The organism is Olsenella urininfantis, assembly GCF_900155635.1.
GTDB lineage: Bacteria > Actinomycetota > Coriobacteriia > Coriobacteriales > Atopobiaceae > Olsenella_G > Olsenella_G urininfantis.
Genome location: NZ_LT732540.1, coordinates 617,077 through 642,106 on the forward strand (window position 1 = coordinate 617,077; position 25,030 = coordinate 642,106).

A 25,030-nucleotide genomic window follows, 5' to 3' on the forward strand; every position below is an offset into this window, starting at 1 on the left:
GCACCCCCGATGCCCGAGCCGGCGGCGGTGCTGCGGTTGCGTGACAAAGCCAACAGAGCGGGAGGCCCCCTTCTCGCCCGGCAAGCTCTTTGCGAAGCGTAGCTTGCAGGCGAAAAGGGGGCCTCCCGCGGTCAGGCCGTTGTCGCGGGGTCGTTGCGCCCCACGCCGGCGTCCCTACATCACTTTCGTTGACTCGAGCTTGCGCTCCATCCACTCGGTGAGCGTGAGCGCGGGTCTCCTCAGCCCTAGGCCGATGACGAGCGAGACCACCACGTAGGAGAGCAGCAGCCCCAGCTCCATCCAGAAGTCGTTGCCGTAGAGGCCGAACATGGCCGCGCGCATGGCGTTCTCGGAGTGCACGAAGGGCAGGAAGGGATAGATTGCCTGGAAGCCCTCCGGCAGCATTTGCACCGGGAAGCTGCCGCCGGAGCCGGCCACCTGGATGACCATGAGCAGCACGGAGACGGCCTTGCCCACGTCGCCGAAGGAGGCCGTCAGGGCGTAGATGATGTTGACGAAGACGAAGGACGCCGCCCAGCCGGCCAGCAGGAACAGCAGTGGGTTGGCGCACTGGACCTGCAGGAAGTAGAGGTCGCCCAGCAGGATCAGCGTGGACTGCATGAGCGCCAGGACCACGAAGAAGACGAGGCGTCCCAGGTAGGCCTGGCTGGGCTTGAGGCCCAGGAGCTCCATGCACCTCTCGCTGGGGTTGGCCTTGACCAGGGCGCACAGCACCACGCCGCCGATCCAGATGGCCAGGGTGGTGTAGAAGGGCGCCATGCCGCTGCCGTTGTTGTCCAGTTGGTAGACGGCCGTGCGGTCCACGGTGACGGGGGCCGAGATGAACTCGGCCAGGCTGTCGGGGCCGCTTGCGAGGATGTTCCTCACCTGGGCCACGTCGTCTGAGGCCAGGGCGGCGGAGAGCCTGCCGTGGAGCTCGCCCAGCATGGCCGCGGCCTCGTCCAGGGACTGGGCGCCGCTGGCAACGCCGGAGGCGGCCTCGGCCACGCTGGAGGCGGCGGAGTTGGCGGTGCCGCGCAGGGAGCTCAGCGTGGCGGAGATGCTGGCGGAGACGCCGTCGGCCTCGCCCGCGGCGGACTCCAGGGTGTTGGCCAGGTTGCCGAGGCTGCCGCGGACGTCCTTCTCGTAGGCGTCCTGGACGCTGCCTAGGGCGTCCTTGGCCGCCTGGACGGAGCCCTGGAGCTGGGCGCGCGCGGCCTCGGCGGTGGCCTTGCCGGCAACCAGGTCGTCGGCGGTCTTGGTCAGCTGGGCGGAGAGCTCGGTCTGACCGTCGATGGCGTCGCACACGCTGTCTTTCAGGGCGCCCACGGAGGAGATGAGGGGCTGCAGTACGTCGTGCAGGTAGCTGTCCTCGGGCAGGCTCTCGTCGGCGCTGCGCAGCTTGTCGTCCACGCTAGCTAGCTTGTCACGAAGCTCGTTCAGGCCGGAGACGTTGGCGTCCACGGCGCCGGCGGCCTGGCGAAGGCCGTCGGCCATCTTGTCGGTCTGGGTGCCGGCCAGCTCGAAGGCGTGTTCGATCTGGTCGGAGACGCCCGAGAGGCCGGCTGCGCCGTCCGAGAGGGCGGAGTTCACGGCGTCCACGGTCCCGTCGACGGAGGTGCCCAGGCCGCGGACGTCGCCGGCGCTCTGGCGCAGGCCGTTTCCGGCCGCCAGCGTGGCGGAGAGGGAACCGGTGGAGGCGTCGGCGCCGCTGCCCAGCAGGGTCTGGGTGGAGGCCAGGATGTCCTCGAAGCCGCGCACGCTCGAGGCGGTGTCCTGGAGGCCGCGCTGGGCCTCGTCGATGGCGCCGTCGAGCCTGCCGGCAAGCTCGGTCATGTGCTCGTCGTCCAGGTAGTCCACCAGCTCGTCCAGCACGCCGCCGCCCACGGTGGTGAGCGCGTGCGCGAAGGACTCGTCAATGTCCTGCTGGATGGCGGTGGAGGCCTTGCCGGTCACGATTTTGCCGATGGCGCTCTCCTTGTCGTTCTGGTAGAAGGAGACGCGCGGCGCGCTGGCACTGTCGGCAAAGCCGGAGAGAAGGTTGCGCGTGAAGTTCTCGGGGAAGACCACGGCGGCGTAGTACTTGCCGCTGCGCACGCCCTCGACGGCGTCCTCCTCGCTCGTCACGGTGTAGCCGATGGAGGCGGACTCGCGCAGCTCTGAGGTCATGCGCTCGCCCATGTTGAGGCTCACGGGGATGAGCTCGCTCGCGTACCCGTCGTCGGAGTTGGCGACGGCCACCTTGAGGTTCTTGGTGTTTCCGTAGGGGTCCCAGCTGCCCGCGATGTTGAACCACGCGTAGAAGCAGGGCACCACGATCATGCCGACACAGACCACGAGGCTGATCACGTTGGTGAAGACGCGCCTGGCGTCATAGCGGATGAGCTCCCAGATCTTCCTCATCGGTCCTCACCGCCCTTCTGGCCGTCGCCGTCTTGGGCGCTTGCGCCCTTGTCGGCCGCGGCCCTTCCGGCCATGGTGGGGGCGTCGGGCAGCGGGTCTGCCGGGCCGGGCGTGCTGTCCCGCTCGGCCTCGCGGTCGAGCCTGATCTTCTCCAGGGGCGCGAAGGCCATGAACTCCTCCTTGAGCTCGGTGTCCAGCAGGCCGTAGAGCTCCTCGCGGGACATGTCGGCAAGCGTGGTCTTCTGGCCCACGCGACTGTGGAGGTACTCCACCACGATAAGGAAGGTGCAGATGACCACCAGTGAGATGACCCAGACGATCATGAGGCCGAACTTGGCCGGCAGCACGAACATGAGCGCCGTGAGGGCCAGCGGCACGATGATGAGCGCCGCAAAGCCGCGTTTGACGTAGACGGGGTAGCGCAGCTCGAAGTGGGCCACGCGGGCCATAAAGGTGCGCTTGTAGCCGCCGGAGTCCATAAGGGCCTTGACGATGGTGGAGAGGCGGAAGCGCGCGCCCTCCATGTCGGTGCGCTCGGAGATCATGAGGTCCGTCTCGGCAAGGCGGCGGTCAAAGAGCGCGTTGATGTTGAGCAGGTGCCTGCGGGCCGCCACGCCGACCAGAAGCGCTGGGATGAGGAAGACCAGCAGCATGCCGAGGTTCTGGGCGTAGTAGCAGCCGTAGAAGCCGGCGACGGACTCGCGCATGGCGTTGATGCCGTAGGTGAAGGGCAGCCAGGGCTTGAGGGCCTGGAAGAACTCGGGCTGCATCTCGATGGGGTAGAGGCCCGAGGCGCCCGGGATCTGCAGCACGACGAGAAGGACGCCCAGCGCCTTGCCGATGTGCTTGAGCGCCACGGAGAGCGCGTAGATGAAGAAGACGTAGACGAAGGACTCCACCATGCCGGCGAAGACGAAGGCCACCGGAGAGACGCACTGGATGCCCAGGCAGAGGTCGCCCACGCAGCAGATGATGGCCTGGAGCTGGCCGATGAGGTTGAGCAGCAGCCAGCGGCCGAAGAAGCCCTGCCAGGGCTTGAAGTCGCCCACGCCCTCGTCGTCGACCTCGAGCTTGTAGATGGCCACGAGCACGAAGCCGCCCACCCACAGGGCCAGGTTGGTGTAGAACGGCGTGACGTTGCTGCCGTAGTTGGCGACGGGGAAGACAGACTCGGTGACGAGCTGGGCGGGAGAGCCCAGGAAGGTGCCCACGTCCTCGGGGTCAAGGTCCAGGACCGTGCTCACGGCGCCCACGGTCTGCAGGCCCTCGATGGCGGCCACGTCGTTCGCGAGGGACCCCACCTTCTGGCCGGCGTCCCTGACGGAGGCGGCGGCGCCTGCGACGGAGCTCGCGCACTGGGCGAGAATGCCGTCCAGCTGGGAGAGGGTGGCGTCGACCTGGTCGAGCATGGGGGAGAGGGCGGCCGCGCCGCCGGCGAGCTGACCGGCGCCGGCGGACACGTCGTCAAGGACGGCGGAGAGGGCGGGCATGGTGGTGCCGGAGACCTGCTGCTGCAGGCCAGAGAGGCTGGAGGCGCCGCCCTGGATGGCGTTGTTCACGCCGTCGGCGAGGCCGCCCACGGTGTCGTTTGCATCCTTGATGTCGGAGGAGACCTGCTTCAGTGCGTCCACCTTGCCGGCGAGGTCGGCCTGGGTGGCCCTGACCTGGGCGATGGCGTCGTCCAGGCCGGCCAGGACGTCGGCCTTGTCCGGGGTGCCGTCGGGAAGGGCGCTTACCTTGTTGTAGACGCGGCCGAGCGAGGTGGCGAGGCTGCCGAGCGTGTCGTCGGAGACGCGGCCCGCCTGCGAGATTGCGCCGTCGAGCTTGCCCTGGGCCCAGCCGATGCTGCCGGTGACCTGGCCGATGGCGTGGTTGGCGTCGGCGGAGATGCCGGAGAGGGAGCCGGCTCCGCTGCCGAGGGCGCCGGAGAGCTGGGCGGCCAGGCTCGTGGCCTTGGCCCGGGTGTCGGAGAGGGTGCCGAGTGCGTCCGTCAGGCTGCCGGAGACGCGCGTGGCGCTGCCGGAGAGGTCCTGCAGGGTGGCGCGGGCCTGGGCCACGGTGACGCGGGCGTCGGCGAGGGTGCCCTGGGCACCGTCGAGGCCGTCGGCCAGGCCGGCCAGGGTGCCGGAGACGTCGCGCAGGTCAGTGACGACGGTGTCGCGCGTCTCGTCGGCCTTGGTGGCGGCGCCGCCCATGGCGTCCTGGAGCTTCTCGATGACGGTCTTGCCCGCCACCTCCAGGAACTGGCCGGTGATCTCGTTGTCCAGGGTGGTGGAGCCGGTGTCGGTGACCTTGGGGGCCACGGCGTTGGCCTTCTCGTTGACGTAGTACGAGATGTGGGCGGGGCTGACGTCGCCGTCGACGATGTCTCCCAGGGAGGCGGTGAAGTCGGACGGCACGACGAAGGCGGCGTAGTACCTGCCGCTGCGCACGCCCTCCACGGCCTCGTCCTCGGAGTCGAGGAAGGTCCAGCCCAGTTGGGTGTTCTCCTCCAGCTGCTCGCGAATCATGTCACCGGCGTTGATCTGGCCCATGTCCCCGACCTTTGCGCCCTCGTCGTCTATGACGACGGCGATGGGCACCGTGGAGGTGTTCTCGTAGGGGTCCCAGTTTGCGAGGATGTTGAACCACGCGTACAGGGACGGGATGATTGCCACGCCAATGGTGACTATGACGGCCACGGGGTTCTTGAGGAGCCTCCTGAGGTCCCTCTTGAATATCTGGAATGCCTTTCTCACCGGCCTCGCTCTCCCTCTAATATGTATGTGGGGGCGCGCCCCACCTGCCTTGCAGTTGCTTTGGTACGTATTCGACCGCATCTCAATTTACCAAGGTGCAGGCATTTCTAAACGCCTGTGTCCAGTTTTTTGAAATAAGCTCAAAAATGAAGACGGAATGCTAGACTGGTCCAAGTCAAACGATGGTGGAGGAGAGTCTCATGAGCCTTCTAGACAAGGACGTGACCGAGGACATAGCGCGCGGCATCCGCACCGTGCACGAGGCGGCCAAGGACGGCATAGAGACTGTCGCGGCCCGTGGCGCCACGCGCCTGAGGAGCGGTGTCAAGACTCGCAAGAGCGCGGCCACGCGCGAGAAGATCATGGCAGCCGCCACCGAGCTCATGGTGGAGCGTGGCAACACCGACTTCCAGATGAGCGAGGTCTCCGCCCGCTGCCAGATGTCCAAGGGCGCCCTCTACTACTACTTTGCCGACAAGGGCGCGCTGGTCCAGGCGATCTTTGACGCCTCCATCGACGACCTCGTGGACCAGATCGAGGGCGCCGTGGCCAAGGCGAGCTCGGCCATGGAGTCCATCGAGGGCATCGCCCGCGTGCTCGCGTGCGGCATGAGGCCCAGAAGCCCGCTGGCCCTGGCCATGGGCCGGGAGGTCTCCAACACCGAGAAGTCCGTCCTGCCCTCCGTGGAGACGCGCCTGGCGCGCATCGTCTCCATCTTCTCGGCGCAGTTCGACCGCGCCAAGGAGGAGGGGCTCGTGCGCCCGGAGGTGAGCAGCCGCCTGGGGGCCATCGCCATCGCCGGCGCCTTCACCTTCGCCGTCCTGGAGCAGCCCGAGGAGAACGACCTGTCCGACTCAGACGAGTTCTCCGCGCAGCTCGTGCGCCTGGCCTTCGAGGGCATGGGCACGCCCAAGGCCCAGGAGCGCCTGGGGCTGGACCGCGCGAGTTAGCGTTGCGGCTGCGCAGGCCTTCTCGCCTGGCGGCCCAACAAACCCTTGCCAACCAAGGCAACGCTGCCGGGTGTCTGACCTGCCCGGCTCCAACATGGTGACAGCAAGCAGAAAGGAAGCATCCGCATGTCACACAAGAGCTACTACTTCACCTCCGAGAGCGTAACCGAGGGTCACCCCGACAAGATCTGCGACCAGGTCTCCGACGCCATCCTTGACGCCATCCTGGCCAAGGAGGCGGAGCTGCAGGAGAAGGGCTACGTCTCTCCCGACGGCGTGCCCGCCAACGTCGAGAACGTCCGCTGCGCCTGCGAGACCTTCGTCACCACCGGAACCGTCATCGTGGCGGGAGAGGTGCGCACCGAGGCCTACGTGGACGTCCAGAAGATTGCCCGAGACACCATCCGCCGCATTGGCTACGACCGCGCAAAGTTCGGCTTTGACTGCGAGACCTGCGGCGTCCTCAACCTCATCCACGAGCAGAGCCCCGACATCGCCCAGGGCGTCGACGAGTCCTTTGACGCGCAGGCCGGCCGCACGACCGATCCCATCGACGAGGTGGGCGCCGGCGACCAGGGCATGATGTTCGGCTACGCCTCCGACGAGACCGACGTCCTCATGCCCATGCCCGCCTACCTGGCCCAGCGCATGTCCGAGCGCCTGGCCGCCGTCCGCAAGGACGCTACCGTGCCCTACCTGCGCCCGGACGGCAAGACCCAGGTCACCGTCCGCTACGAGGACGACCGCCCCGTCGAGGTCACGGCCGTCGTGGTCTCCACCCAGCATGCCGACTCCGTGACCGACATGACCCAGGTCAAGGCCGACATGGTCGAGCACGTTATCGCCCCCGTCCTGGACGCCCAGGGCATCAAGTGGGACGGCGCCGACATCTACGTCAACCCCACCGGCCGCTTTGTGGTCGGCGGCCCCATGGGCGATACCGGCCTCACCGGTCGCAAGATCATCGTCGACACCTACGGAGGCATGGGCCGTCACGGCGGCGGCGCCTTCAGCGGCAAGGACTGCACCAAGGTCGATCGCTCCGCCGCCTACGCCGCCCGCTGGGTGGCCAAGAACGTCGTGGCCGCGGGCCTGGCGCACAAGTGCGAGGTCGAGCTGGCCTACGCCATCGGCGTCGCCCACCCGCTGTCCGTCATGGTGGACACCCACGACACCGGCGTCATCGCCGACGACGTGATCGAGCAGGCCGTCGAGAAGGTCTTCGACCTGCGCCCCGGCGCCATCATCCGCGACCTCGACCTGCGTCGTCCCATCTTCGAGAAGACGGCCGCCTACGGCCATTTCGGTCGCAACGACCCGGACTTCACCTGGGAGGCCACGGATCGGGCGGGCGAGCTCAGGGCAGCGGTGGCAGAGCTGACGGCTTAGGCACGGTGCTCCGGGGGACTGGGCGCCCCGCTCGAGGCGGCTTCTGCCCCCGGCACGCGTCGAATCAAGGCGCAGGGCGCGCGGGCGGCTAGGGCTCCAGCTCTCCCCGCCAGGCCGTTATGCCGCCGATGTTGCGGGCGCCTGCGTACCCAAGCTGCCTCAGGGCCTGCACGGCCCGGGCGCTCCGGGCCCCGCTCCTGCAGTAGACGCAGAGGGGGACGTCCTTGCGAGGAGGCAGCCCCTGCGCAGCGAGGACCTGGGGCAGGGGGAGGTTGATCGCGCCAGGAATGTGGCCCTCGGCAAACTCGCCTTCGTCACGCACGTCCACCAGCAGGCTGCCCTCGGTGGCCCTGCAGGTCTGGACCTCGGCATTGATGTCAGGTTCCATGAAGCCGAATCCAAAGAGTCCCATGGCGCTCCCAGCCGTTGCGTCTCAACTACAATCACAAGACTAGGGGCAGGCACCCGGCCTGTCCAGGGGCGCTTTCCGCAGCGAATGCCGCGGCAGGAGGGGAGGGCTTTCGTGCGCTTTGCATCCGTCGTGCCGGACATCCCCGCGCGGGCGCTGGGTCGCAGCTTCGACTATCTCGTTCCGGAAGGGCTTGCGGGCCAGATCGAGGTGGGCTCGACGGTGCTGGTCCCCTTCTCGCATCGCGACGTGGTGGGCTACGTGCTGGCGGTCTCGGACGAGCCGCCCGAGGGGGTTGACCTTGCGCGCGTCCTGCCCGTCGCGCGCGTGCTGGCAGCCCCCGCCTTCGACGAGGCGGGGGCTGACCTTGCCCGCTGGATGGCCCGGGAGTACGCCTGCCCTCTCTCCGAGGCGGTGCGACCCTTCCTGGCGCCTGGCCAGACCCTGCACGTCCGCCGGGACAGCCCCGACGGCCCCTGGGTGCTGGTCTGCGAGAAGAGCGGGCCTGTGGATGAGCGGTGGGTGCGTCTGGCCGAGGGCGCCGAAGGTTTTGTCCCGCGGGCCAATGCCAGCAGGCAGCGCATGGTCATCGAGGCCCTCCGGGACGGGGCGCTGCGCATGGCGGAGCTCTCTGCCACCCTTCCCGGAGCCTCCGCCGCGGTGAGCGCCCTGGAGAGGCGTGGGGTGGTGCTGGTCGAGGAGCGTCGCCGCCTGCGCGCGGCCGAACAGACCACGCTCTCCTCGGCTGCGGCCGTCCGCCCGGAGCGCTTGACGAGCGGCCAGCAGGGCGCGCTCGCTGCCATCGAGCGCGCCCGCAAGGCGCGCTCGGGAGACGTGGTCCTCGTGGACGGGGTGACGGGTTCGGGAAAGACCGAGGTGTACCTTGCCGCCATCGAGTCCGCCCTCGCCGCGGGCAAGGGTGCCATCGTGCTTGTGCCCGAGATATCGCTCACCCCCCAGACGCTGGGCCGCTTCCGCTCGCGCTTCGGCGACCTCGTGGCGGTGCTGCACTCGCGCCTCTCTGCGGGCGAGCGCTTCGACCAGTGGGACCTGGTCCGCCAAGGCGTTGCGCGCGTGGTGGTTGGCGCGCGCTCGGCCCTCTTCGCACCCCTCTTGGACCTGGGGCTCGTCATCATCGACGAGGAGCATGAGTCCTCCTACAAGCAGGACAGCTCTCCGCGCTACCATGCCCGGGAGGTCGCGGCGCGCCTTGCCCGCCTGCGCGGGTGCGCCCTGGTGCTGGGGTCTGCCACTCCCTCGCTGGAGAGCCTCCTGCGCTGCGACCTGGGTGGGTTTGGGGGCAGCCGCTGGACGCGTGCCGTCATGCCCGAGCGCCCGGGCAAGGCCCTTCTCCCACGGGTGAGCGTGGTGGACATGACGCAGCAGTTCGCCACGGGCCGCCGCTCCCTCTTCTCGGCGCCCCTGATGAGCGCCCTCGAGGGGGTGGCCCAACGCCGCGAGAAGGCCGTGCTGCTGCTCAACAGGCGTGGCTTTGCCAACTTCCTCATGTGCCGGGAGTGCGGCTGCGTTCCCGAGTGCCCGCACTGCTCGACTGCGCTCACCTACCACGAGCGGGGGCACGCCCTGGTCTGTCACAGCTGCGGGCGCAGCTGGCCCCAGAGGGCCTTCCCTGACCCCTCGACGCGCTGCCCCAACTGCGGAAGCCGCTACCTGGGCGCCTACGGCGTGGGTACCCAGAGGGTGGAGGACGAGCTCAGGATGCTCCTGCCCGCAGACGTCGAGGTGGTTCGCATGGACGCGGACAGCACCCGGGCGAAGGGTTCCCACCAGAGCCTGCTCGAGCGCTTCGACGCCGCCGACTGCGCGGTGCTCGTGGGCACCCAGATGATCGCCAAGGGGCTGGACTTTCCCGAGGTCACGCTCGTCGGCGTGATAAACGCGGACACCACGCTCAAGCTTCCCGACTTCCGAGCTGCAGAGCGCAGCTTCGACCTTCTCGAGCAGGTCGCGGGTCGTGCGGGCAGGGGCGGGAGGGCTGGAGAGGTCATCATCCAGTCCTATTGGGCGTCTCACCCCGCCATTCAGGCGGTGGTCCAACACCGGCGCGAGCTCTTCCTCGAGAGCGAGCTCGCCGACCGCAGGGAGGGCGGGTACCCACCCTTCGCCCGCCTGGCAAACGTGCTGGTCTGGGGCAGGAGCGCCACCGACGTCCGCTCCTGTTGCGATGATATCGCCCGGGAGCTGAGGGTGCGCGTGGAGGGTCATGACGGCTGGGAGGTGCTGGGGCCGACGGATTGCCTCAAGGCCCGGGTCAAGGACCGCGCCAGGCGTCACATCCTGGTCAAGGCGCCCATGGAGAGCGACTTGGGCCCGCTGCTCTCGTCCTGCATGGCAGAGGTGCCTGTGCCCAGGGGCGTGAGCGTTGCCTTGGACGTGGATGCCTTTGACACCATGTAGGCTTCGGGTCTGTGCCAGACAACTGTTCTCGCGGTCGCAGTTTGGGTAGTCTTAGCTCAGTTCAGACATACCTTTCGCGCCGCCTTGCCGAGGCGCATCGAGATTCATGGAGGAGAAGAATGAGCGAGCTTCAGGAGATCGTCACCGCACCGGATGGGCGCCTCAAGACGGAGTGCGCTCCCATCGATGCGATTGACGACGAGGTCAAGGCCCTTGCGGGGCGCATGCTCAAGGACATGTACGCCGCCAGCGGCTGCGGGCTTGCCGCGCCACAGCTTGGGGAGACCGTCCAGGTGGTGGTCATCGACGTCGACTACACCGACGAGAGCGACCGCAACCCCTACGTCCTGGTCAACCCGATGATCGTCGTGGCGGACGGGCCTGAGCGTGACTTCAGCGAGGGCTGCCTGTCCTTCCCTGGCATCAGCGTGTCCGTCTCGCGTCCCAGCCATGTGGTGGTCGAGGCCCTCAACCTGGATGGCGACCTCATGCGCTACGAGGCTCGGGACAACCTGCTGGCCGTCTGCCTGCAGCACGAGATCGACCACCTGCATGGCGTGACCATGATCGACCACCTGAGCCCATCGCGTCGCCTTGCGGCCATGCGCAGCTACCAGGAGGCCGTTGCCGCCGGTGCCCTTCCGGGCGAGACGGCCATAGGCTAGGAGGCCAGGATGCGCGTCGTCTTCATGGGAACGCCTTCGTTCGCGGTCCCCTCCCTCTCCCGGCTCGCCCAGGCTCACGAGCCTTTGCTGGTGGTCACGCGTCCCGACGCGGTCCGTGGCCGAGGGCGGGCGCTGGTGCCGTCTCCCGTCAAGGAGCGTGCCCTCGGGCTGGGCCTTCCCGTCCTCGAGACCAAGAGGGTGACTCCCGAGGTGCTCGAGCGCGTTGCCGAGGCGCGCCCGGACGTGATAGCCGTGGCCGCCTTCGGCTGCATCCTTCCGGATGAGCTTCTGGAGCTGGCGCCCCTGGGCTGCGTGAACGTGCACGGGTCGCTTCTTCCGCGCTGGAGGGGGGCCGCCCCCATCCAGCGGGCGGTGCTCTCGGGGGACGAGCGTGTGGGCATTTCCATCATGCGCGTCGTCCACGACCTGGATGCCGGTGCCTGGTGCAGGCAGGCGAGCGTCGAGCTTGCCGAGAAGACCTGCGCGGAGCTCATGGGGGAGCTTGCCGAGCTGGGCGCCTCCGAACTGGTGCTGGCCCTGGAGGACATTGCTGCCGGCCGTGCGGTGTGGAGGGAGCAGGAGCCGGAGCTTGTGAGCTATGCCGCCAAGATCGACAAGGCGGAAATGCTGCTGGACCCCACGGATGGCGCCCTGGAAAACCGCAGGCGCGTGCAGGCGTCGCTGGATGCCGCCCCTGCCCGGCTGTGCCTTGGCGGCAAGGGCGTTCGCGTGCTGGACGCGCGCGTGTCAAGCCAGGAGGTGGAGCAAGGCCAGGTGCTCGTGCGCAAGGGGCGGGTGTTCCTGGGGTGCTCGAGCGGGAGCGTCGAGCTCCTGCTGGTGAAGCCTGACGGCAAGCGAGAGATGCCCGCGTCGTCCTGGGCCTCTGGCCTGCGCGGAAGCCTGAGCTGGGGCGTTGCCTAGCATGGCGGACGGCGTCAGCCCTGCTAGGCGCGTGGCGCTCTCGCTCCTGCGAGAGCAGCGCCTGAGGGACTCGCGCGCGCGGGAGCTCCTGCGTGGCTCTCGGCTCATGGAGGGGCTTGCCGCACGCGACCGTGCCCTGGCCACCCGCCTGGTGCTGGGGGTAGTCTCCGCACGGGGCATGCTTGACGCCCTTGTGGACGCCTGCCTGAGGCCGGGCGGACACCTTGAGCCCCGTGTGCGCGACGCGTTGAGGATCTCTGCATACGAGCTGCTCTTTCTTGGCACGCCCGAGGCTGTCGCCGTGAGCCAGGGCGTGGAGCTCGCGCGTCGCGCGAACCGTCGCTGCGCGGGCCTGGCGAACGCGGTGCTGCGTCGCGTTGCCGAGCGCGACGTGCCACGCCGCGAGTCCGCGCTCGCGCGCCTCCGAGGCGGCGGCACCCAGGCGGAGGATCTCTCCTTGGTGGGGGGCCTTCCCGTTTGGATGTCCCGTGCGCTCGTCGACTCGCGCGGCGCAGGCTTTGCGCGCGAGCTGGTCCTCTCCCTTGCAGACCCCGCCCCGGTCTACGTTGCCGCCAACGCGTTTCGCCACGACCCGCCCTCCCTGGAGAGGATCCTCTCTGACGCCGGGCTCGCGCCAAGGCCAACGGTAGTCCCAGGGGGCTTCGAGCTGGAAAGCCCGGCTTCCCTTGCGGGCTCCGGCCTGGTTGACAACGTGGACCTGATGCCCGCGGACCTGTCCGCTCAGAAGGTGGCGCTGCTCGCCTCGCGCGTCGCGCTGGGAAGCCGCTCGGGAGGCGAGCCTCCCTGCGTGCTGGAGCTGGGGCAGGGAAGGGGCACCAAGACCCTGCTCATGCAGTCGTTTGCGCAGTCTGCGGGATGCGAGCTCGATGTCATCTCTGTCGAGCTGGAGCCGTTCAAGTGCAAGCTTGCCACCGACCGGGTTCTGAGGGCAGGCTGTGCGCGCCATTGCCGCACGATTAACCTCGATGGCTCGCTGCTGGATGCCCCGGGCCTTCCCGACGCGCTCGATCGCGGCTTCGACCTGGTGCTTGTCGATGCGCCCTGCTCGGGCGTGGGCACCCTGAGGCGTCATCCCGAGATAGCTTGGTCCTTGGGGGAGAGGTCGGTATCCACCGGTGGTGAGGGGGAGCTCCCGGCGCTGCAGCTGCGCCTGCTCGAGGCGTCGGCGAGCCACGTGCGCGCGGGTGGGGCGCTGCTCTATGGCACCTGCTCGGCCCTGCGCGCGGAGGACGAGGACGTTGTCGCGTCGTTTCTCTCCACAGAGCTTGGCGAGGAGTTCGAGCCGGAGCCCCTGCAGGCATGGCTGGAAGACGTCCACCCTGGCGGGGGCTCCTCCGGGATGCTGTGCTTTCCCCAGCGCCCGGGTGGCCCTGACGCGCACTTCTGCGCCCTCCTGCGTCGCCGAGGGCTCTAGCCGGGCCTTCCGCCAGACCCGCCGAGCTGGGCCAACACGCGCCTCTCGGCCGAGAGGCGCGTGTTGGCCCGCTGCCGCAGGACCGCCGTGGGGCAGCCCTCCCGACAGGGGCGCCGCCCTGCCCAAGAGGACAAGGCGGCGCAACGCAGAACAGAGGGACGAGAAGCCTACTTGGAGTGCTTCTGGTCGGTGTTGTAGAAGCCAGAGCCCGAGAACACGATTCCCGAGGTGGTGAACACGCGCTCGGCCCTCTCGCCGCAGCTGGGACAACGCACCTCGGGACGGGCGCTCATGGGGTGCTCGACCTCAAAGGTGGTTCCACAGTTGCTGCATTTGTAGTCGTAACGGGCCATGTTCTTCCTCCGACGCTTGCTCACCCGCGGACGGTTCCCGCGGCCAACGTTGCATACTGTACCCAAGGAGCGACCGTTTGGGGCATCTCGTTTGGGTCAGCGGCCGGGCTCCACAACGAATGGACTCGCGTGCGCGCTATGGGGTCGCCTCCGGCGTCCTCGGATGGGGGAGATATGGCAATCACCGGAGCGATCTTCGACTGCGACGGCACCCTCATGGACTCCATGCCCATGTGGCGCGAGGTCACCCTCGGGCTCCTCGCGCAGAATGGCGTGGCCGACCCGGAGCGCGTCTTCGAGGAGACGGAGGTGGTCCCCCTTGACGCCATGTGCGAGCTCCTGCACGCGCGCTATGGGGTGCAGAAGACGGGCGGGCAGCTCCTCGAGGAGTTCGGCCAGATGGCGCGCGAGGGCTACCGTAGCAAGGTGAGCCTCATCGATGGCTGCCTGGATCTGCTCAGGCAGCTCCGCGCGGCGGGCATTCCCCTCTGCGTGGCCAGTTGCACCACGCTGCGGGAGCTGACCTTCGCCCTCGAGGCGTGGGGCATACGCGACTATTTCGACCACATCGTGGACGTCTCTACCATCGCGCGGGGAAAGGAGCATCCGGACATCTATCTCGCGGCCCTCGAGCTTTTGGGGACCCCCCTCGAGAGCACCTGGGTCTTCGAGGACTCCCCGACGGGCCTGGGGAGCGCGCGAGAGGCGGGGTTCCCCTGCGCCTGCGTATATAACGAGCATGACGGACGCGACCGGGAGCTCTGCCGGAGGCTCTCGGACATCTTCTCGCACGGCTACATCGACCTCTCGCTCCCGATTCTCCAGGATTTCGAGAGGCCACGGGCTCAGGGGCACGGGGTGCTGCGCGCGTTGGTGGTGGCCGGCTCGCCCGCGCCCAGCTCCCCTGGGCTGGTCGCCCGCCTTGCGAGCGAGGCGGATTACGTGGTCGCGGCCGATCGCGGGATCGACACGCTGCGCGCCGCGGGCGTTGCGCCGCAGGTGTTCTGCGGGGACTCCGATTCCGCCAGCCCTGAGGGGGCCTCGTGGGGGCACGAGGCCTCTCTCGTCAATCTCGACTTCCCCAGCGAGAAGTACGCCACCGACCTCGCCCTTGCCCTGGAGAGCGCCCGTCACGAGGCGGCGCGACAGGAAAAGAGGCTCGAGCTCTGCCTCAGCTGCGCGTCAGGAGGGCGCCCCGACCATGCCCTGGGCGTGATCGGCCAGCTCCTGAGGCTGAGCGAGGCATCTCCTCGGATGGTCGAGGACGACTTCGAGTGCCGCGTGCTCAGTCCCGGGGGCGCCGGAGCCTGGGATCTGGGCCCGAGGGCACGGGGCTGCACGCTTTCCGTGGTTGCGCTTCTGCCGCAGAGCGTCTGTTCCGAGACGGGCGTGCGCTGGGAGCTGAGCCACCGTGAGCTCCCCCTGCTGGGAGATGAGGGAATCTCCAACGTGGTGACGTCAGATGATGCGCGCGTGAGCTGCCATGAGGGCGCCCTGGCGGTGTTCCTCATGGGCGGAGATGGGTCAACTCGCACTTAGGGAGCGTATTTGCTCATGAGCGTCGAGTTCGCCCACCTGTACGTGTCCATGGGGTGGGTCAATGTGCGTTTAGATGCCCAGGCTTGACAAAAACAACGCGTTCGCCCACCTCTTGCCCTGGTTTTGGTGGGTGAACGCGTCGCCTAGAGGCCCTTTTCGCCAAAGCGTGCGCTTCGACCCACCTGCTTCCAACTCTGGGGTGGGCGAACCCGCCGCGTCACCCCAAGAAGCGTCAAGAACCGCGCGTTGACACACCTGCCGGTGTCTCGGGCAACCTTGACATCCGGCCGCCAGGCTTCATTTGGCATGAAAAAGGGCCCCATGCGGGGCCCTGGCAAATCAAGCGAAGGTGGGGATGGCTACTTGGCCTGAGCTGCGGAGCGGGCGAGGTTGCCCTTCTTGAGGCAGCGGGTGCAGACGTTCTTCTTCACGGCACGGCCGTTCTCGAAAATGGTGACTCGCTGGATGTTGGGCTTGAACGCGCGGCTGACGGTGCGGTGGGAGTGGCTAATTGAGCGACCAGCAACGGCGTGCTTACCGCAGATATCACAGACCTTCGACATGTTTACGACCTCCAAAAGGCGGCGCGCGAGCGCTCGCAATCTCTAAAGTGCTGAGTAAATATAGCACAGGGCCCCAAGGGCGCAAGACAAGGACACAACTTATTGTGGTGGTTTTGTTGCCTCTGCCATAGGGAAGCGCCCATCTCGGAGCGGGGCGGCGTCCCTTGTCCGCCTGCGTTCGTGCAGCGCCCACCCAACTAGGATACTATGGTTTAGATTCATGCTCGGGCCGCCACAGGCGGCAGACGAGAGGAGAAGACATGGCTCGGGTCGTTCCTGGAAGCCTCAAAGTGTCAAACGACTGCATCGCCGACCTCGCGGGCTACGCGGCCCTCGAGTGCTATGGCGTCGTGGGCATGACCGCCACCGACGAGCAGGAGGGCATTGTCCGCCTGCTGCCAACCTACCGTCTGCGCAAGGGCGTCGGGGTGTCCGTCCAGGACGGCCGCGTGGTTGTGGACCTGCACGTCATGGTCGAGATGGGCATCAACATGTCGTCGGTCTCGGACAACCTCGTGAGCTCCGTGAAGTTCCTGCTCGCGCAGATTGCCGAGCTCAAGGACGTGGACGTGCGCGTGCACATAGACGGCATGCGCATCGCCACCGCGCGCTAGCGCCAGGGCGCCTTCCCAACAAGCCAAGAGGAACCGAGGTTCTCGATACCATGATTGCCAACTCCATCCGCAGCTGCTTCCCCGTTGCCGCCCAGGTCGTTGCCGACAAGGCCGAGGAGATCAACAAGCTCAACGTCTTCCCCGTGCCCGACGGGGACACGGGCACCAACATGTCCCTCACCCTGGGCACCGTGGTCAAGGAGATAGGCGCCCTTCCGGCAGGCGCCTCCATGGATGACATCGCCAAGGCCATCACCCATGGATCCCTCATGGGCGCACGCGGCAACTCCGGCGTCATCACCAGCCAGATCCTGCGTGGCGTGGCCGAGGGCCTGACCAACGCGAAGGGTCCCCAGGCCACGACGGCAGACATCGCCTTCGCCCTGCGCAATGGCGTGAAGGTTGCCTTCAAGGCCGTCCGCAAGCCCGTCGAGGGCACCATCCTCACGGTGCTCAAGGACATCTCCGCCCGCGCGGACCAGCTCGAGAAGGCCAGGTCAACCCCCCAGGAGGCGCTTGACGCCATAGTGGTCGAGGCATACGAGTCCGTGGCTCGCACCCCGGACCTGCTGCCCGTCCTCAAGGAGAACGGAGTGGTGGACTCTGGTGCCTATGGCCTTGCGACCTTCATCGAGGCCTTCGTCAACGCCTACGAGGGCAAGGCCGGCGAGCTGACCGACTTCAAGACCACCGTCGACTCCGAGGGCGCGAAGTCCCACGTGGCGGACGTCGTTGCCATCGAGCTCAACGACGATTGGGAGGGCTCCGAGTTCCGTTACTGCACCGAGTTCCTCTTCCATGCCGACAGCCCCGACTTCGACGAGGCGGCCAACCTCAAGTACCTCTCCACCATGGGCGACTGCGAGCTTCTGGTGGGCAACAACCCGGACTACAAGATTCATGTCCACACCAACCGCCCCGACCGTGTGCTGCGGCACATGCTGCATCGCGGGCAGATTTTCAACGTCTTCGTGCACAACATGGACCTCGAGGCGCACGAGCGCACCGAGTCCATCAGGGAGGACCAGGCTGCCCCCAAGGCAGACGCGCCCAAGAAGGCCTTGGGCTTCGTGGCAGTCGCCGCCGGCTCGGGCCAGGCAGAGATCCTCAGGTCCCTGGGCGTTGACGTGATCGTCTCGGGCGGCCAGACCATGAACCCCTCCACGGCGGACATCCTCTCGGCCATCGAGGGCTGCAACGCCGACGCGGTCATCGTGCTGCCCAACAACGGCAACATCCGCATGGCTGCCGAGGCTGCGGCAAGCGCGAGCGAGGACGTCCAGGTGGCCGTCGTTCCCACCAAGAGCGTCCTGCAGGCTTTCGCAGCCATGTTCGTGGCCGACCCCGACGCCTCGCTCGAGGACAACGCCGAGGAGATGGGCGCCGCCATCGTCGAGCTGCGTGACGGGGAGGTGACCTCTGCCGTGCGCGATTCCGCCGCCGCGGACGGCACCCCCATCCATGCCGGCGACGTCATGGGCATCGAGGGCGGTGCCATCGAGGTCGTGGGCAAGGACGTGGAGCAGGTCACCCTTGAGGTCATCTCTCGCATGCAGGAGGAAGAGGAGGGGGACACCCTCACCATCCTGGCGGGCTGCGACCTCTCGGACGAGGCCTTCCAGCACCTGCTCGAGGCGATCGGGGAGGCCCAGCCGGACCTCGAGATCGACTCCCACCGCGGCGAGCAACCCCTCTACCCGGTGATCTTCTCCATCGAGTAGGGCCTGCCATAGTCTCGTGGCGCATGAGCCTACCATAGCGACGGTCGCGGACCGGCTGTCCTGCAGCTGCTCCCTCACGGATGACGTCTCGCTCCTGAGGTATGTCTCGGGGGCGAGACGTGACGCCTTGCTGCGCCTGGGCGTTCGTCGCGTGCGCGACCTCCTGCTGCGCGTCCCCCATCGCTACCTCGACTTCAGCCACACCACTGACATCGCCCACGCGGACGTGGGGCAGGACAGCACCATCGTCGCCACGGTGGACAAGGTGACCCTCAAGCGGCCCCGACCCCGCATGCAGGTCGTGGAGGTCTTCGCGCTGGACGCCACGGGCGTCATTCAGGCGAGCTTCTTTCACCAGCCCTGGATTGCCGAGCAGCTCAAGCCGGGAGACGTTGTCGCGCTCTCGGGCAGAGTCGAGTTTGCCTACGGCTTCAAGCAGCTGCGCTCGCCCTTCTTCGAGCGCCTGGAGCCGGGGGAGGCATCCTCGGGCTATGCTCGCATCCTGCCCGTGCATTCCGTGGGGGATGGGCTCTCCGCCTCCTGGATGCGACGCATCGTTGCCGCCGCCCTCGCGGACAGGGGGGACGTGTGTGACTTCCTGCCTTCCTCGCTTGTTGCCGAACGCGGGCTCATGAGCCTCTCCCGTGCCCTGCGGGAGCTGCACTTTCCCAGCTCTCAAGCTGCGCGCGAGGCGGCTCGACGACGCCTCGCCTTTGACGAGCTCCTCTGCCTGCAGCTCACCCTCAGGGCCCGCCAGCAGATGGAGCTGCGTGACATTCGCCCGCACGCGCATCGCACGGACGGCCCACGCCTGGAGGCGCTCGTCTCCGCCCTGCCCTTCTCCCTCTCTGGGGAGCAGCGCGAGGCGGCAGGCCAGATACTCTCGGACATGGCCGCTCCCAGGGTCATGAACCGCCTGCTATTGGGAGACGTGGGAACGGGCAAGACGGCCGTTGCCGCCCTGGCCCTCGCGGCGGTGGCGGACAGCGGCCTGCAGGCTGCCATGATGGCGCCCACCTCGGTTCTGGCACGCCAGTACGCGCAGGTCATGGGGCCCTGGCTCACCGCGGCGCATGTCTCGTGGGCCCTGGTCACGGGCTCCACGCCCCCGGAAGAGCGCCGGCTCGCGGCAAGGGGCATCGCCTCGGGCGAGACCTGCGTGGCCTTCGGCACCACGGCGCTCCTCTCGGACGACCTGGACTTCGCCTCGCTCAGCCTCACGGTCATCGACGAGCAGCACCGCTTTGGCGTCGACCAGCGCGCGGCCTTGCGACGCAAGGGGCCGGGGGCGGACCTTCTGGCCATGACGGCCACGCCCATCCCGCGCACGCTGGCGCTCTCGCTCTATGGTGACCTCGACTGCTCCCGCATTCGCCATCGCCCTCGCCCGGGGGCTGGGGTTAAGACGAGCTGCATCGCCCCGGAGTCCCTTGACCTTGCCTATGCGGCCATTCGCGAGGCCTGCGAGAGGGGACGGCAGGCCTATGTGATCTGCCCTCTCGTGGACGACTCGGATGACGGGTTGCAGCTGGAGGAGCTGCCCGAGTCGAGCCTCTCCCGCGCCAAGCGCCTGCACTCCGCCGTCTCCACCCTTCGCGAGCTCTCGGAGCGTGTGTTTCCCGAGCTGCGATGCTCCCTTCTGCACGGGCGCATGTCTGCCCAGGAAAAGGACGCGGCCATGGAGGGCTTCCACGCCGGGAGGGTGGACGTCCTCGTGTCGACAACGGTGGTCGAGGTGGGCGTGGACGTGCCCAATGCCACCGTGATGCTCGTTCACGACGCGGACCGATTCGGCCTTGCGACCCTTCACCAGCTGCGCGGTCGCGTGGGCAGGGGCGACCTTGAGGGGAGCGTCTTCCTTTCCTGCGCGGCCAGGCGAGGGACGCCGGCCCGCAAGCGGCTTGCGGCCCTTGAGGCCAGCACGGATGGGGCGGAGCTTGCCGAGATGGACCTGAGGCTGCGCCATGAGGGGGAGCTGCTGGGATACCGCCAGCACGGTGGCATCTCCCTGCAGGTCTCGGACCTTGCCGTGGACGGGGACCTTGTGGCGCTTGCCCATGAGGATGCCCTGGGGATCGTGGAGGCGGACCCAGGGCTTTTGGAACCAAGGCACCGTCCCCTCGCCCTTGAGCTGCGGGACCGTTTCGGGGCCTACTTCGAGGAGGTCGAGCGCGCGTGAGCCGCATGAGGATAGTCGGTGGGTCCTGGAGGGGAAGGGCCATCGAGGCGCCCGAAGGCAGGGACGTGACGCGCCCCACCACGGACCGCACGCGCGAGGCCATGGCTTCCATGGTTCTCTCGGCCTTTGGGCTGGACCTCTCGGGCGTCCGCATCCTGGACGCGTTTGCGGGCTCCGGTGCCATTGGGTTGGAGCTGCTCTCGCGTGGGGCCAGCAGCTGCTGCTTCGTGGACCGAGACCGCCAGTCCGCGGGCCGCGTGCGCAGAAACGCGCGCGCCCTGGGTGCCGAGGGCCTCTGCAGCGTCCTGACGGGAGACGTCATGCGCCTGGCGGGCGGGCGTCTTCCCGGAGGCCCCTTCTCGCTGGTGGTTCTTGACCCGCCGTACGCCTTGGGCGCAGGTCAGGTGAGTGCGCTGGTGGAGACCCTCGCCTCGTCCGGTCAGCTTGAGCCGTCGGCGCTCGTCCTCTACGAGCATGACAGGAAGTCGCCCGGCCTCGGCCTGCCCGCCGCGCGCCTCGTCAAGGAGAAGTCTCGCGCCGCCACAGCCGTGAGCCTCTATCGCATGGGAGACAAAGCATGAGCGAGAGCACCATCGGCCACGTGGTGGTCCCCGGCACCTTCGACCCGGTGACCTTTGGGCACCTGGACGTCATCAGGCGTGCCCGCAGGCTCTTCCCGCAGGTGAGCGTCGCCGTTGCCGCCTCGGTCGGCAAGAACGGCTCGGGTCCGATCTTTGCCCTGGACGAGCGCGTGGGCATGCTCAGGGAGGCCCTCTGCGAGCAGGGCCTCGAGGACGGGGTGAGCGTGCTGCCCTTCTCGGGGCTGCTCGTCGAGTTCTGCCGCGAGCTTGGCGCGGGGGGAGTGGTCAAGGGCCTGCGGGCCATGACCGACTTCGAGTACGAGCTGCAGCAGGCAGACCTCAACAGCTACATGGCGCCAGGCCTCGAGTCCGTCTTCGTCATGAGCAACCCCAAGTATGGCTACGTCTCCTCGTCCATCGTCCGCGAGCTCGCCTCGCTGGGCACGGACGTGGGCTTTCTCGTCCCGTCCTGCGTCGAGCGCCATCTGCGGGATCACTTCAGGTCCTAGCTGCATGACCGTTTGGGCAATCTGCTAACATGGCATCGGCGCGGCCTGTATCGCAGGCACGGATGCGGCACCGGGTCGCAGGCAGAATCGAAAGGAGTCCCGTATGCAGCCGGGTGAGGAAATAGAGAGCCTGGTCGGCGAGCTCGAGCAGATCGTGAGCGAGGGCAAGACGCCCTTTGCGGCCGGCGGTCAGAAGAAGATCGTCGACGCGCAGGACGTCTATGAGATTCTGGATGAGATCCGCAGGGTCTTCCCCCAGGAGTTTGCCGACGCCCGTCGCATCGTCAAGGAGGAGTCCGAGACCCTCGAGCGCGCCCAGCAGCAGGCGGACGCCATCATTGCGGACGCCCAGCAGCAGGCCATGATCTTGGCCGGCGACCAAGAGGTCGTGCGCCTCGCCCAGCAGCAGGCGGACGACATCCGCGACCGTGCCTCGCAGTACGAGCGCGACACCCGCTATAACGCCGAGGAGTACGCGGACACCGTCCTCGCGCACCTCGAGGACAACCTCAAGTCGCTCACCAACTCGGTCGGCCGCGTGCGCCAGACGCTCGACGAGAACTCCGGCCCTCGCAACCAGACCAACAACGTTCCCTGGTAAGCCATGAAGCCGCAGATCCTCACGCTGGACGAGCGCCTCGCCAACCCAGGCGACAGCCTTCCCTTCGCCGGTCACATGGACGACGAGGGCTACCGCCTGGGCGAGCATGACTTCGCCCTTCCCTTTGGCCTCGACTTCGACCTCGTGCTCACCAATGCCGGCGAGGGCATCCTCGTCACGGGCATCGTGCGGGGGCACGTGCAGGGCAGCTGCGACCGCTGTCTGGACATGGCCGAGTTCGACGTCGTGGGGGAGGTTGACGAGTACTATCTCTTCCATGACCCCGGAGAGGTCCAGGGCGCAGACGAAGAGGACGAGGTCGACTACTCCCTGGTCCTGCCGGACCACAGCATAGACCTGACCGATGCGCTCTCCTCGGCCGTCCTCATGGAGACTCCTTACGTGGTGCTCTGCCGCGAGGACTGCGCGGGCCTCTGCCCGGTCTGCGGGGCAAACCTCAACCACGAGGACTGTGGTCACGCCGTCCAGCTCGAGAGGGAGGCGCAGCGCGAGCGCATGGAGTCCAACCCCTTCGCGGTGCTCAAGGGCCTGGAGCTCTCGGACGGTGCGGACTCGTAGCGTCCGCCCCGGGGCAGTTTCTGCGATGAAGAATTGCTGTTTGTCCCCGCAGATGCTGCGGGCATGGTATAGTCTCTTCTCGTGTGTTTGCAGGAAAGACCGCTCGGGTATAGCGCGCGGGCGTTAGGTGAGTCTAAGAGAGGTTCAAGATGGCAGTTCCCAAGCAGAAAAAGGGCCGTGGCGCCACGCACACTCGTCGTTCGGCCAACAGCAAGCTCGCCGCTCCGGCACGCTCCGTGTGCCCCCAGTGCGGCGCTCCCAAGCTTCCGCACCACGTGTGCCCCAACTGTGGCTACTACAAGGACCGTGAGGTCGTTGTCACCGAGTAGTCTCTTCGAATGACGTGGCCTGGGAGGCCGGCCCCAAGGGGGTCGGTCTCCTTTTCATATCGGGCGCCCCTGCGCGCCCGCAGGGAGGCATCATGACATGCATCTGCGTTGACGCCATGGGTGGCGACGAGAGCCCTGAGTTCGTCCTCAAGGGGGTCGAGGAGGCGCTTCTTGAAGACAGCGAGCTCAGCGTCCTCGTCGCGGGTGACGAGGCGCTGGTGGTTCCCTTCGCCGCGGCCCACGAGCGCGCCCGGGCCCTGGTGAGCACCGAGGTCATCGGCATGGAGGAGCACCCCGCCGAGGCTGTGCGCTCCAAGAGGGGCTCAAGCATCGTCCTGGGCTGCGCCGCCGTGCGCAAGGGGGATGCCGAGGGGTTCTTCTCCGCAGGCTCCACCGGTGCCATCTTCGCCGCCGCGAGCACGGGGGTGGGGCGCGTGCGCTCCGTCAAGCGCCCCTGCATCGCAAGCTCCATCCCTGGTTCCACCGGGCGCCGCAGCGTGTTTCTGGACATGGGTGCCAACGCGGACGCCCGCCCGGAGATGCTGGTCCAGTTCGCCCAGATGGGCCGTGCCTATGCCAGGCTCGCCCTGGGCGTCGAGGACCCCAAGGTGGCCCTGCTCTCCAACGGGTCCGAGGAGACGAAGGGGTCGGAGGCCACCCTGGCCGCCCATGCGGCCCTCGTTGCCGCCGGCCCCACGTGGTTCGTGGGCAACTGCGAGGGAGGCGACCTGCTCGCGGGCCGCTTTGACGTCATCGTCACGGATGGCTTCACGGGAAACGTTGCCCTGAAGACCTTGGAGGGCACCGCCAAGTTCATCCTGGGCGAGCTCAGGCGTGCCGTGGGGGACTCCAGGCGCGCCGCCGCGGGGGCTCTTCTCCTGAAGCCCGCCCTCAAGGAGATCGCGGCAGGCCTCTCGGGAGACGAGTACGGCGGAGCCATGCTGCTCGGCCTCAAGTCGCCCGTCATCATCGGCCATGGCGCCACGTCCGTGTCCGCCGTGAAGAACGGAACGCTTGCCTGCGCCTCTGCCGTCCGCTCCGGTCTTGTGGACAAAATAGCCGAGGAGATCTCCCTTGCCAGCTAGCGTGCCGGCGCACGGTACAATGAACTCGATGTCTCACGACGCTACGAGGAGGTTTCCATGGACCACGACGGCATTCTCGAAAAAGTGATCTTGCTCACATCCGAGGAGCTTGAGGTCGATGCGGCAGGGCTCGGCGAGGACACGGCGTTCAAGGACCTTGGCGCAGACTCCTTCGACCTGCTCGAGCTGGTCACCAGCTTCGAGGACGAGTTTGCCGCGACGCTCGAGGACGAGGAGCTCAACTCCATCGCCACCATCGGTGATGCCGTGCGCGCCATCGAGTGCTGCAGGGGCTAGGGGCGTATCAGTTGAAGGCACACAAGCATGTCGTCGCCGTCGAGCAGATCTTGGACTACCACTTCGACGACCAGGCACTCATCACCTCGGCGATAACCCATCCCTCTGCGGTGGAGAATCATCCGGTCTCCGCCTCCTACGAGCGCCTCGAGTTCCTGGGAGACTCGATTCTGGGGGCCATGGTCGCCACGGACCTTTTCGAGCGCTTCCCGGGCATGGACGAGGGAGAGCTCACGCGACTCAAGATCTCCCTCGTCTCGGGCGTCACGCTCAGCAAGGTCGCCGCGGACCTTGGCCTGGCCGACCACATCATCTTCGGCGAGTCCGAGAAGGGCACTGGTGCACGAGGCCTCAACTCCGCGCTGGAAAACGTCTACGAGGCCATCGTGGGTGCCCTCTACCTGGACGCCGGCTTCGAGACCACGCACGAGTTCGTGAGCGCCACCCTGGCCCCACACGTCTCGCCCAAGCTCGCCGAGCGTCCCCTCTCGCCGAAGTCTCGCCTGCAGGAGGTCACCCAGCGCGACTGGCGGTGCGCGCCCGAGTACAAGCTTGAGGCGGAGGAGGGGCCTGCGCACGACCCCACCTTCACCACGGCGGTCCTGGTGGACGGCCGCCGCGTGGGCAGGGGCGTGGGTTCCTCGAAGAAGGAGTCCGAGTCCCGCGCCGCCCTCGACGCGCTCGAGCGCCTGGGCTACGTGCCCGCCGTGGACGCAGGATCGGGCGCCGCTCGCTCCTCGCAGAGCTCCTAG

General features: G+C 67.7%; 23 protein-coding genes. 18 read left to right on the forward strand and 5 right to left on the reverse strand.

Translation table 11 applies throughout. The features are described 5' to 3' along the window. Nucleotides 1-174: 174 nt before the first annotated feature. Both CZ375_RS02780 and CZ375_RS02785 read right to left on the reverse strand, forming a co-directional pair. Nucleotides 175-2,403, reverse strand: a complete 2,229-nt coding sequence (locus CZ375_RS02780; protein WP_077597785.1) for a YhgE/Pip domain-containing protein — start codon at nucleotides 2,401-2,403, stop codon at nucleotides 175-177. Next, on the reverse strand, nucleotides 2,400-5,141 hold the full coding sequence (locus CZ375_RS02785) for a YhgE/Pip domain-containing protein (RefSeq protein ID WP_077597786.1): 2,742 nt from the start codon (nucleotides 5,139-5,141) through the stop codon (nucleotides 2,400-2,402). Before CZ375_RS02785 ends, CZ375_RS02780 begins: the two co-directional genes overlap by 4 nt. A gap of 200 nt (nucleotides 5,142-5,341) precedes the next feature. Here CZ375_RS02785 and CZ375_RS02790 point away from each other — a divergent pair, with 200 nt between their 5' ends. Together CZ375_RS02790 and metK are read left to right on the forward strand one after the other, a co-directional pair. Beyond that, complete coding sequence (locus CZ375_RS02790) at nucleotides 5,342-6,091, forward strand: TetR/AcrR family transcriptional regulator (protein ID WP_159438349.1); 750 nt, start codon at nucleotides 5,342-5,344, stop codon at nucleotides 6,089-6,091. 126 nt (nucleotides 6,092-6,217) lie between these two features. Then, a complete protein-coding gene (gene metK / locus CZ375_RS02795) occupies nucleotides 6,218-7,480 on the forward strand; it encodes a methionine adenosyltransferase (RefSeq protein ID WP_077597788.1) in 1,263 nt (420 codons plus the stop codon). An 88-nt stretch (nucleotides 7,481-7,568) separates the two neighbouring features. On the opposite strand, the gene CZ375_RS02800 is transcribed toward metK, so the two are convergent. Then, nucleotides 7,569-7,892 (reverse strand): rhodanese-like domain-containing protein, encoded by a 324-nt coding sequence (locus CZ375_RS02800; RefSeq protein WP_077597789.1) that lies wholly within the window; start codon nucleotides 7,890-7,892, stop codon nucleotides 7,569-7,571. Between the two features lie 111 nt (nucleotides 7,893-8,003). Here CZ375_RS02800 and priA point away from each other — a divergent pair, with 111 nt between their 5' ends. From priA to CZ375_RS02820, 4 genes are all read left to right on the forward strand, one after another. After that, complete coding sequence (priA, locus tag CZ375_RS02805; protein WP_200799679.1) at nucleotides 8,004-10,307, forward strand: replication restart helicase PriA; 2,304 nt, start codon at nucleotides 8,004-8,006, stop codon at nucleotides 10,305-10,307. A 119-nt stretch (nucleotides 10,308-10,426) separates the two neighbouring features. Next, on the forward strand, nucleotides 10,427-10,972 hold the full coding sequence (gene def, locus CZ375_RS02810) for a peptide deformylase (protein ID WP_077597791.1): 546 nt from the start codon (nucleotides 10,427-10,429) through the stop codon (nucleotides 10,970-10,972). Between the two features lie 9 nt (nucleotides 10,973-10,981). Continuing rightward, nucleotides 10,982-11,893, forward strand: a complete 912-nt coding sequence (fmt, locus tag CZ375_RS02815; RefSeq protein WP_077597792.1) for a methionyl-tRNA formyltransferase — start codon at nucleotides 10,982-10,984, stop codon at nucleotides 11,891-11,893. Between the two features lies 1 nt (nucleotide 11,894). Then, entirely contained in the window at nucleotides 11,895-13,328 is a 1,434-nt protein-coding gene (locus CZ375_RS02820) for an RsmB/NOP family class I SAM-dependent RNA methyltransferase (protein WP_077597793.1), read from the forward strand. 167 nt (nucleotides 13,329-13,495) lie between these two features. Here the strand turns inward: CZ375_RS02820 and CZ375_RS02825 are convergent, their stop codons facing one another. After that, nucleotides 13,496-13,681, reverse strand: coding sequence for an FmdB family zinc ribbon protein (locus CZ375_RS02825; protein ID WP_077597794.1), 186 nt, complete (start codon nucleotides 13,679-13,681; stop codon nucleotides 13,496-13,498). A 174-nt stretch (nucleotides 13,682-13,855) separates the two neighbouring features. Here CZ375_RS02825 and CZ375_RS02830 point away from each other — a divergent pair, with 174 nt between their 5' ends. Continuing rightward, nucleotides 13,856-15,220, forward strand: coding sequence for a thiamine diphosphokinase (locus CZ375_RS02830; RefSeq protein ID WP_159438350.1), 1,365 nt, complete (start codon nucleotides 13,856-13,858; stop codon nucleotides 15,218-15,220). Nucleotides 15,221-15,579: 359 nt separating this feature from the next. Here CZ375_RS02830 and rpmB read toward each other — a convergent pair whose 3' ends face one another. After that, entirely contained in the window at nucleotides 15,580-15,783 is a 204-nt protein-coding gene (gene rpmB / locus CZ375_RS02835) for a 50S ribosomal protein L28 (RefSeq protein WP_077597796.1), read from the reverse strand. 260 nt (nucleotides 15,784-16,043) lie between these two features. Here rpmB and CZ375_RS02840 point away from each other — a divergent pair, with 260 nt between their 5' ends. The 11 genes from CZ375_RS02840 (at nucleotide 16,044) to rnc (ending at nucleotide 25,030) form a co-directional block, all read left to right on the forward strand. After that, the gene (locus tag CZ375_RS02840; RefSeq protein ID WP_077597797.1) at nucleotides 16,044-16,397 is read left to right on the forward strand and encodes an Asp23/Gls24 family envelope stress response protein; all 354 of its coding nucleotides are present in this window, start codon (nucleotides 16,044-16,046) and stop codon (nucleotides 16,395-16,397) included. A gap of 50 nt (nucleotides 16,398-16,447) precedes the next feature. Next, nucleotides 16,448-18,118 carry a DAK2 domain-containing protein gene (locus CZ375_RS02845; RefSeq protein WP_077597798.1) on the forward strand — a complete coding sequence of 557 codons (1,671 nt, stop codon included), beginning with the start codon at nucleotides 16,448-16,450 and terminating at the stop codon, nucleotides 18,116-18,118. Nucleotides 18,119-18,134: 16 nt separating this feature from the next. Further along, on the forward strand, nucleotides 18,135-20,297 hold the full coding sequence (gene recG / locus CZ375_RS02850) for an ATP-dependent DNA helicase RecG (RefSeq protein ID WP_077597799.1): 2,163 nt from the start codon (nucleotides 18,135-18,137) through the stop codon (nucleotides 20,295-20,297). A 5-nt stretch (nucleotides 20,298-20,302) separates the two neighbouring features. Next, entirely contained in the window at nucleotides 20,303-20,878 is a 576-nt protein-coding gene (locus CZ375_RS02855; RefSeq protein ID WP_077598736.1) for an RsmD family RNA methyltransferase, read from the forward strand. Next, nucleotides 20,875-21,387, forward strand: coding sequence for a pantetheine-phosphate adenylyltransferase (coaD, locus tag CZ375_RS02860; protein ID WP_077597800.1), 513 nt, complete (start codon nucleotides 20,875-20,877; stop codon nucleotides 21,385-21,387). Before CZ375_RS02855 ends, coaD begins: the two co-directional genes overlap by 4 nt. Before the next feature lie 103 nt (nucleotides 21,388-21,490). Beyond that, a complete protein-coding gene (locus tag CZ375_RS02865) occupies nucleotides 21,491-21,988 on the forward strand; it encodes an ATPase (protein ID WP_077597801.1) in 498 nt (165 codons plus the stop codon). A 3-nt stretch (nucleotides 21,989-21,991) separates the two neighbouring features. After that, a complete protein-coding gene (locus tag CZ375_RS02870) occupies nucleotides 21,992-22,567 on the forward strand; it encodes a YceD family protein (RefSeq protein ID WP_077597802.1) in 576 nt (191 codons plus the stop codon). Nucleotides 22,568-22,716: 149 nt separating this feature from the next. Then, a complete protein-coding gene (rpmF, locus tag CZ375_RS02875) occupies nucleotides 22,717-22,896 on the forward strand; it encodes a 50S ribosomal protein L32 (protein ID WP_009279317.1) in 180 nt (59 codons plus the stop codon). A 92-nt stretch (nucleotides 22,897-22,988) separates the two neighbouring features. After that, on the forward strand, nucleotides 22,989-23,981 hold the full coding sequence (gene plsX / locus CZ375_RS02880; RefSeq protein ID WP_077597803.1) for a phosphate acyltransferase PlsX: 993 nt from the start codon (nucleotides 22,989-22,991) through the stop codon (nucleotides 23,979-23,981). A 57-nt stretch (nucleotides 23,982-24,038) separates the two neighbouring features. After that, on the forward strand, nucleotides 24,039-24,278 hold the full coding sequence (locus CZ375_RS02885) for an acyl carrier protein (RefSeq protein WP_077597804.1): 240 nt from the start codon (nucleotides 24,039-24,041) through the stop codon (nucleotides 24,276-24,278). 11 nt (nucleotides 24,279-24,289) lie between these two features. Next, a complete protein-coding gene (gene rnc / locus CZ375_RS02890; protein WP_077597805.1) occupies nucleotides 24,290-25,030 on the forward strand; it encodes a ribonuclease III in 741 nt (246 codons plus the stop codon).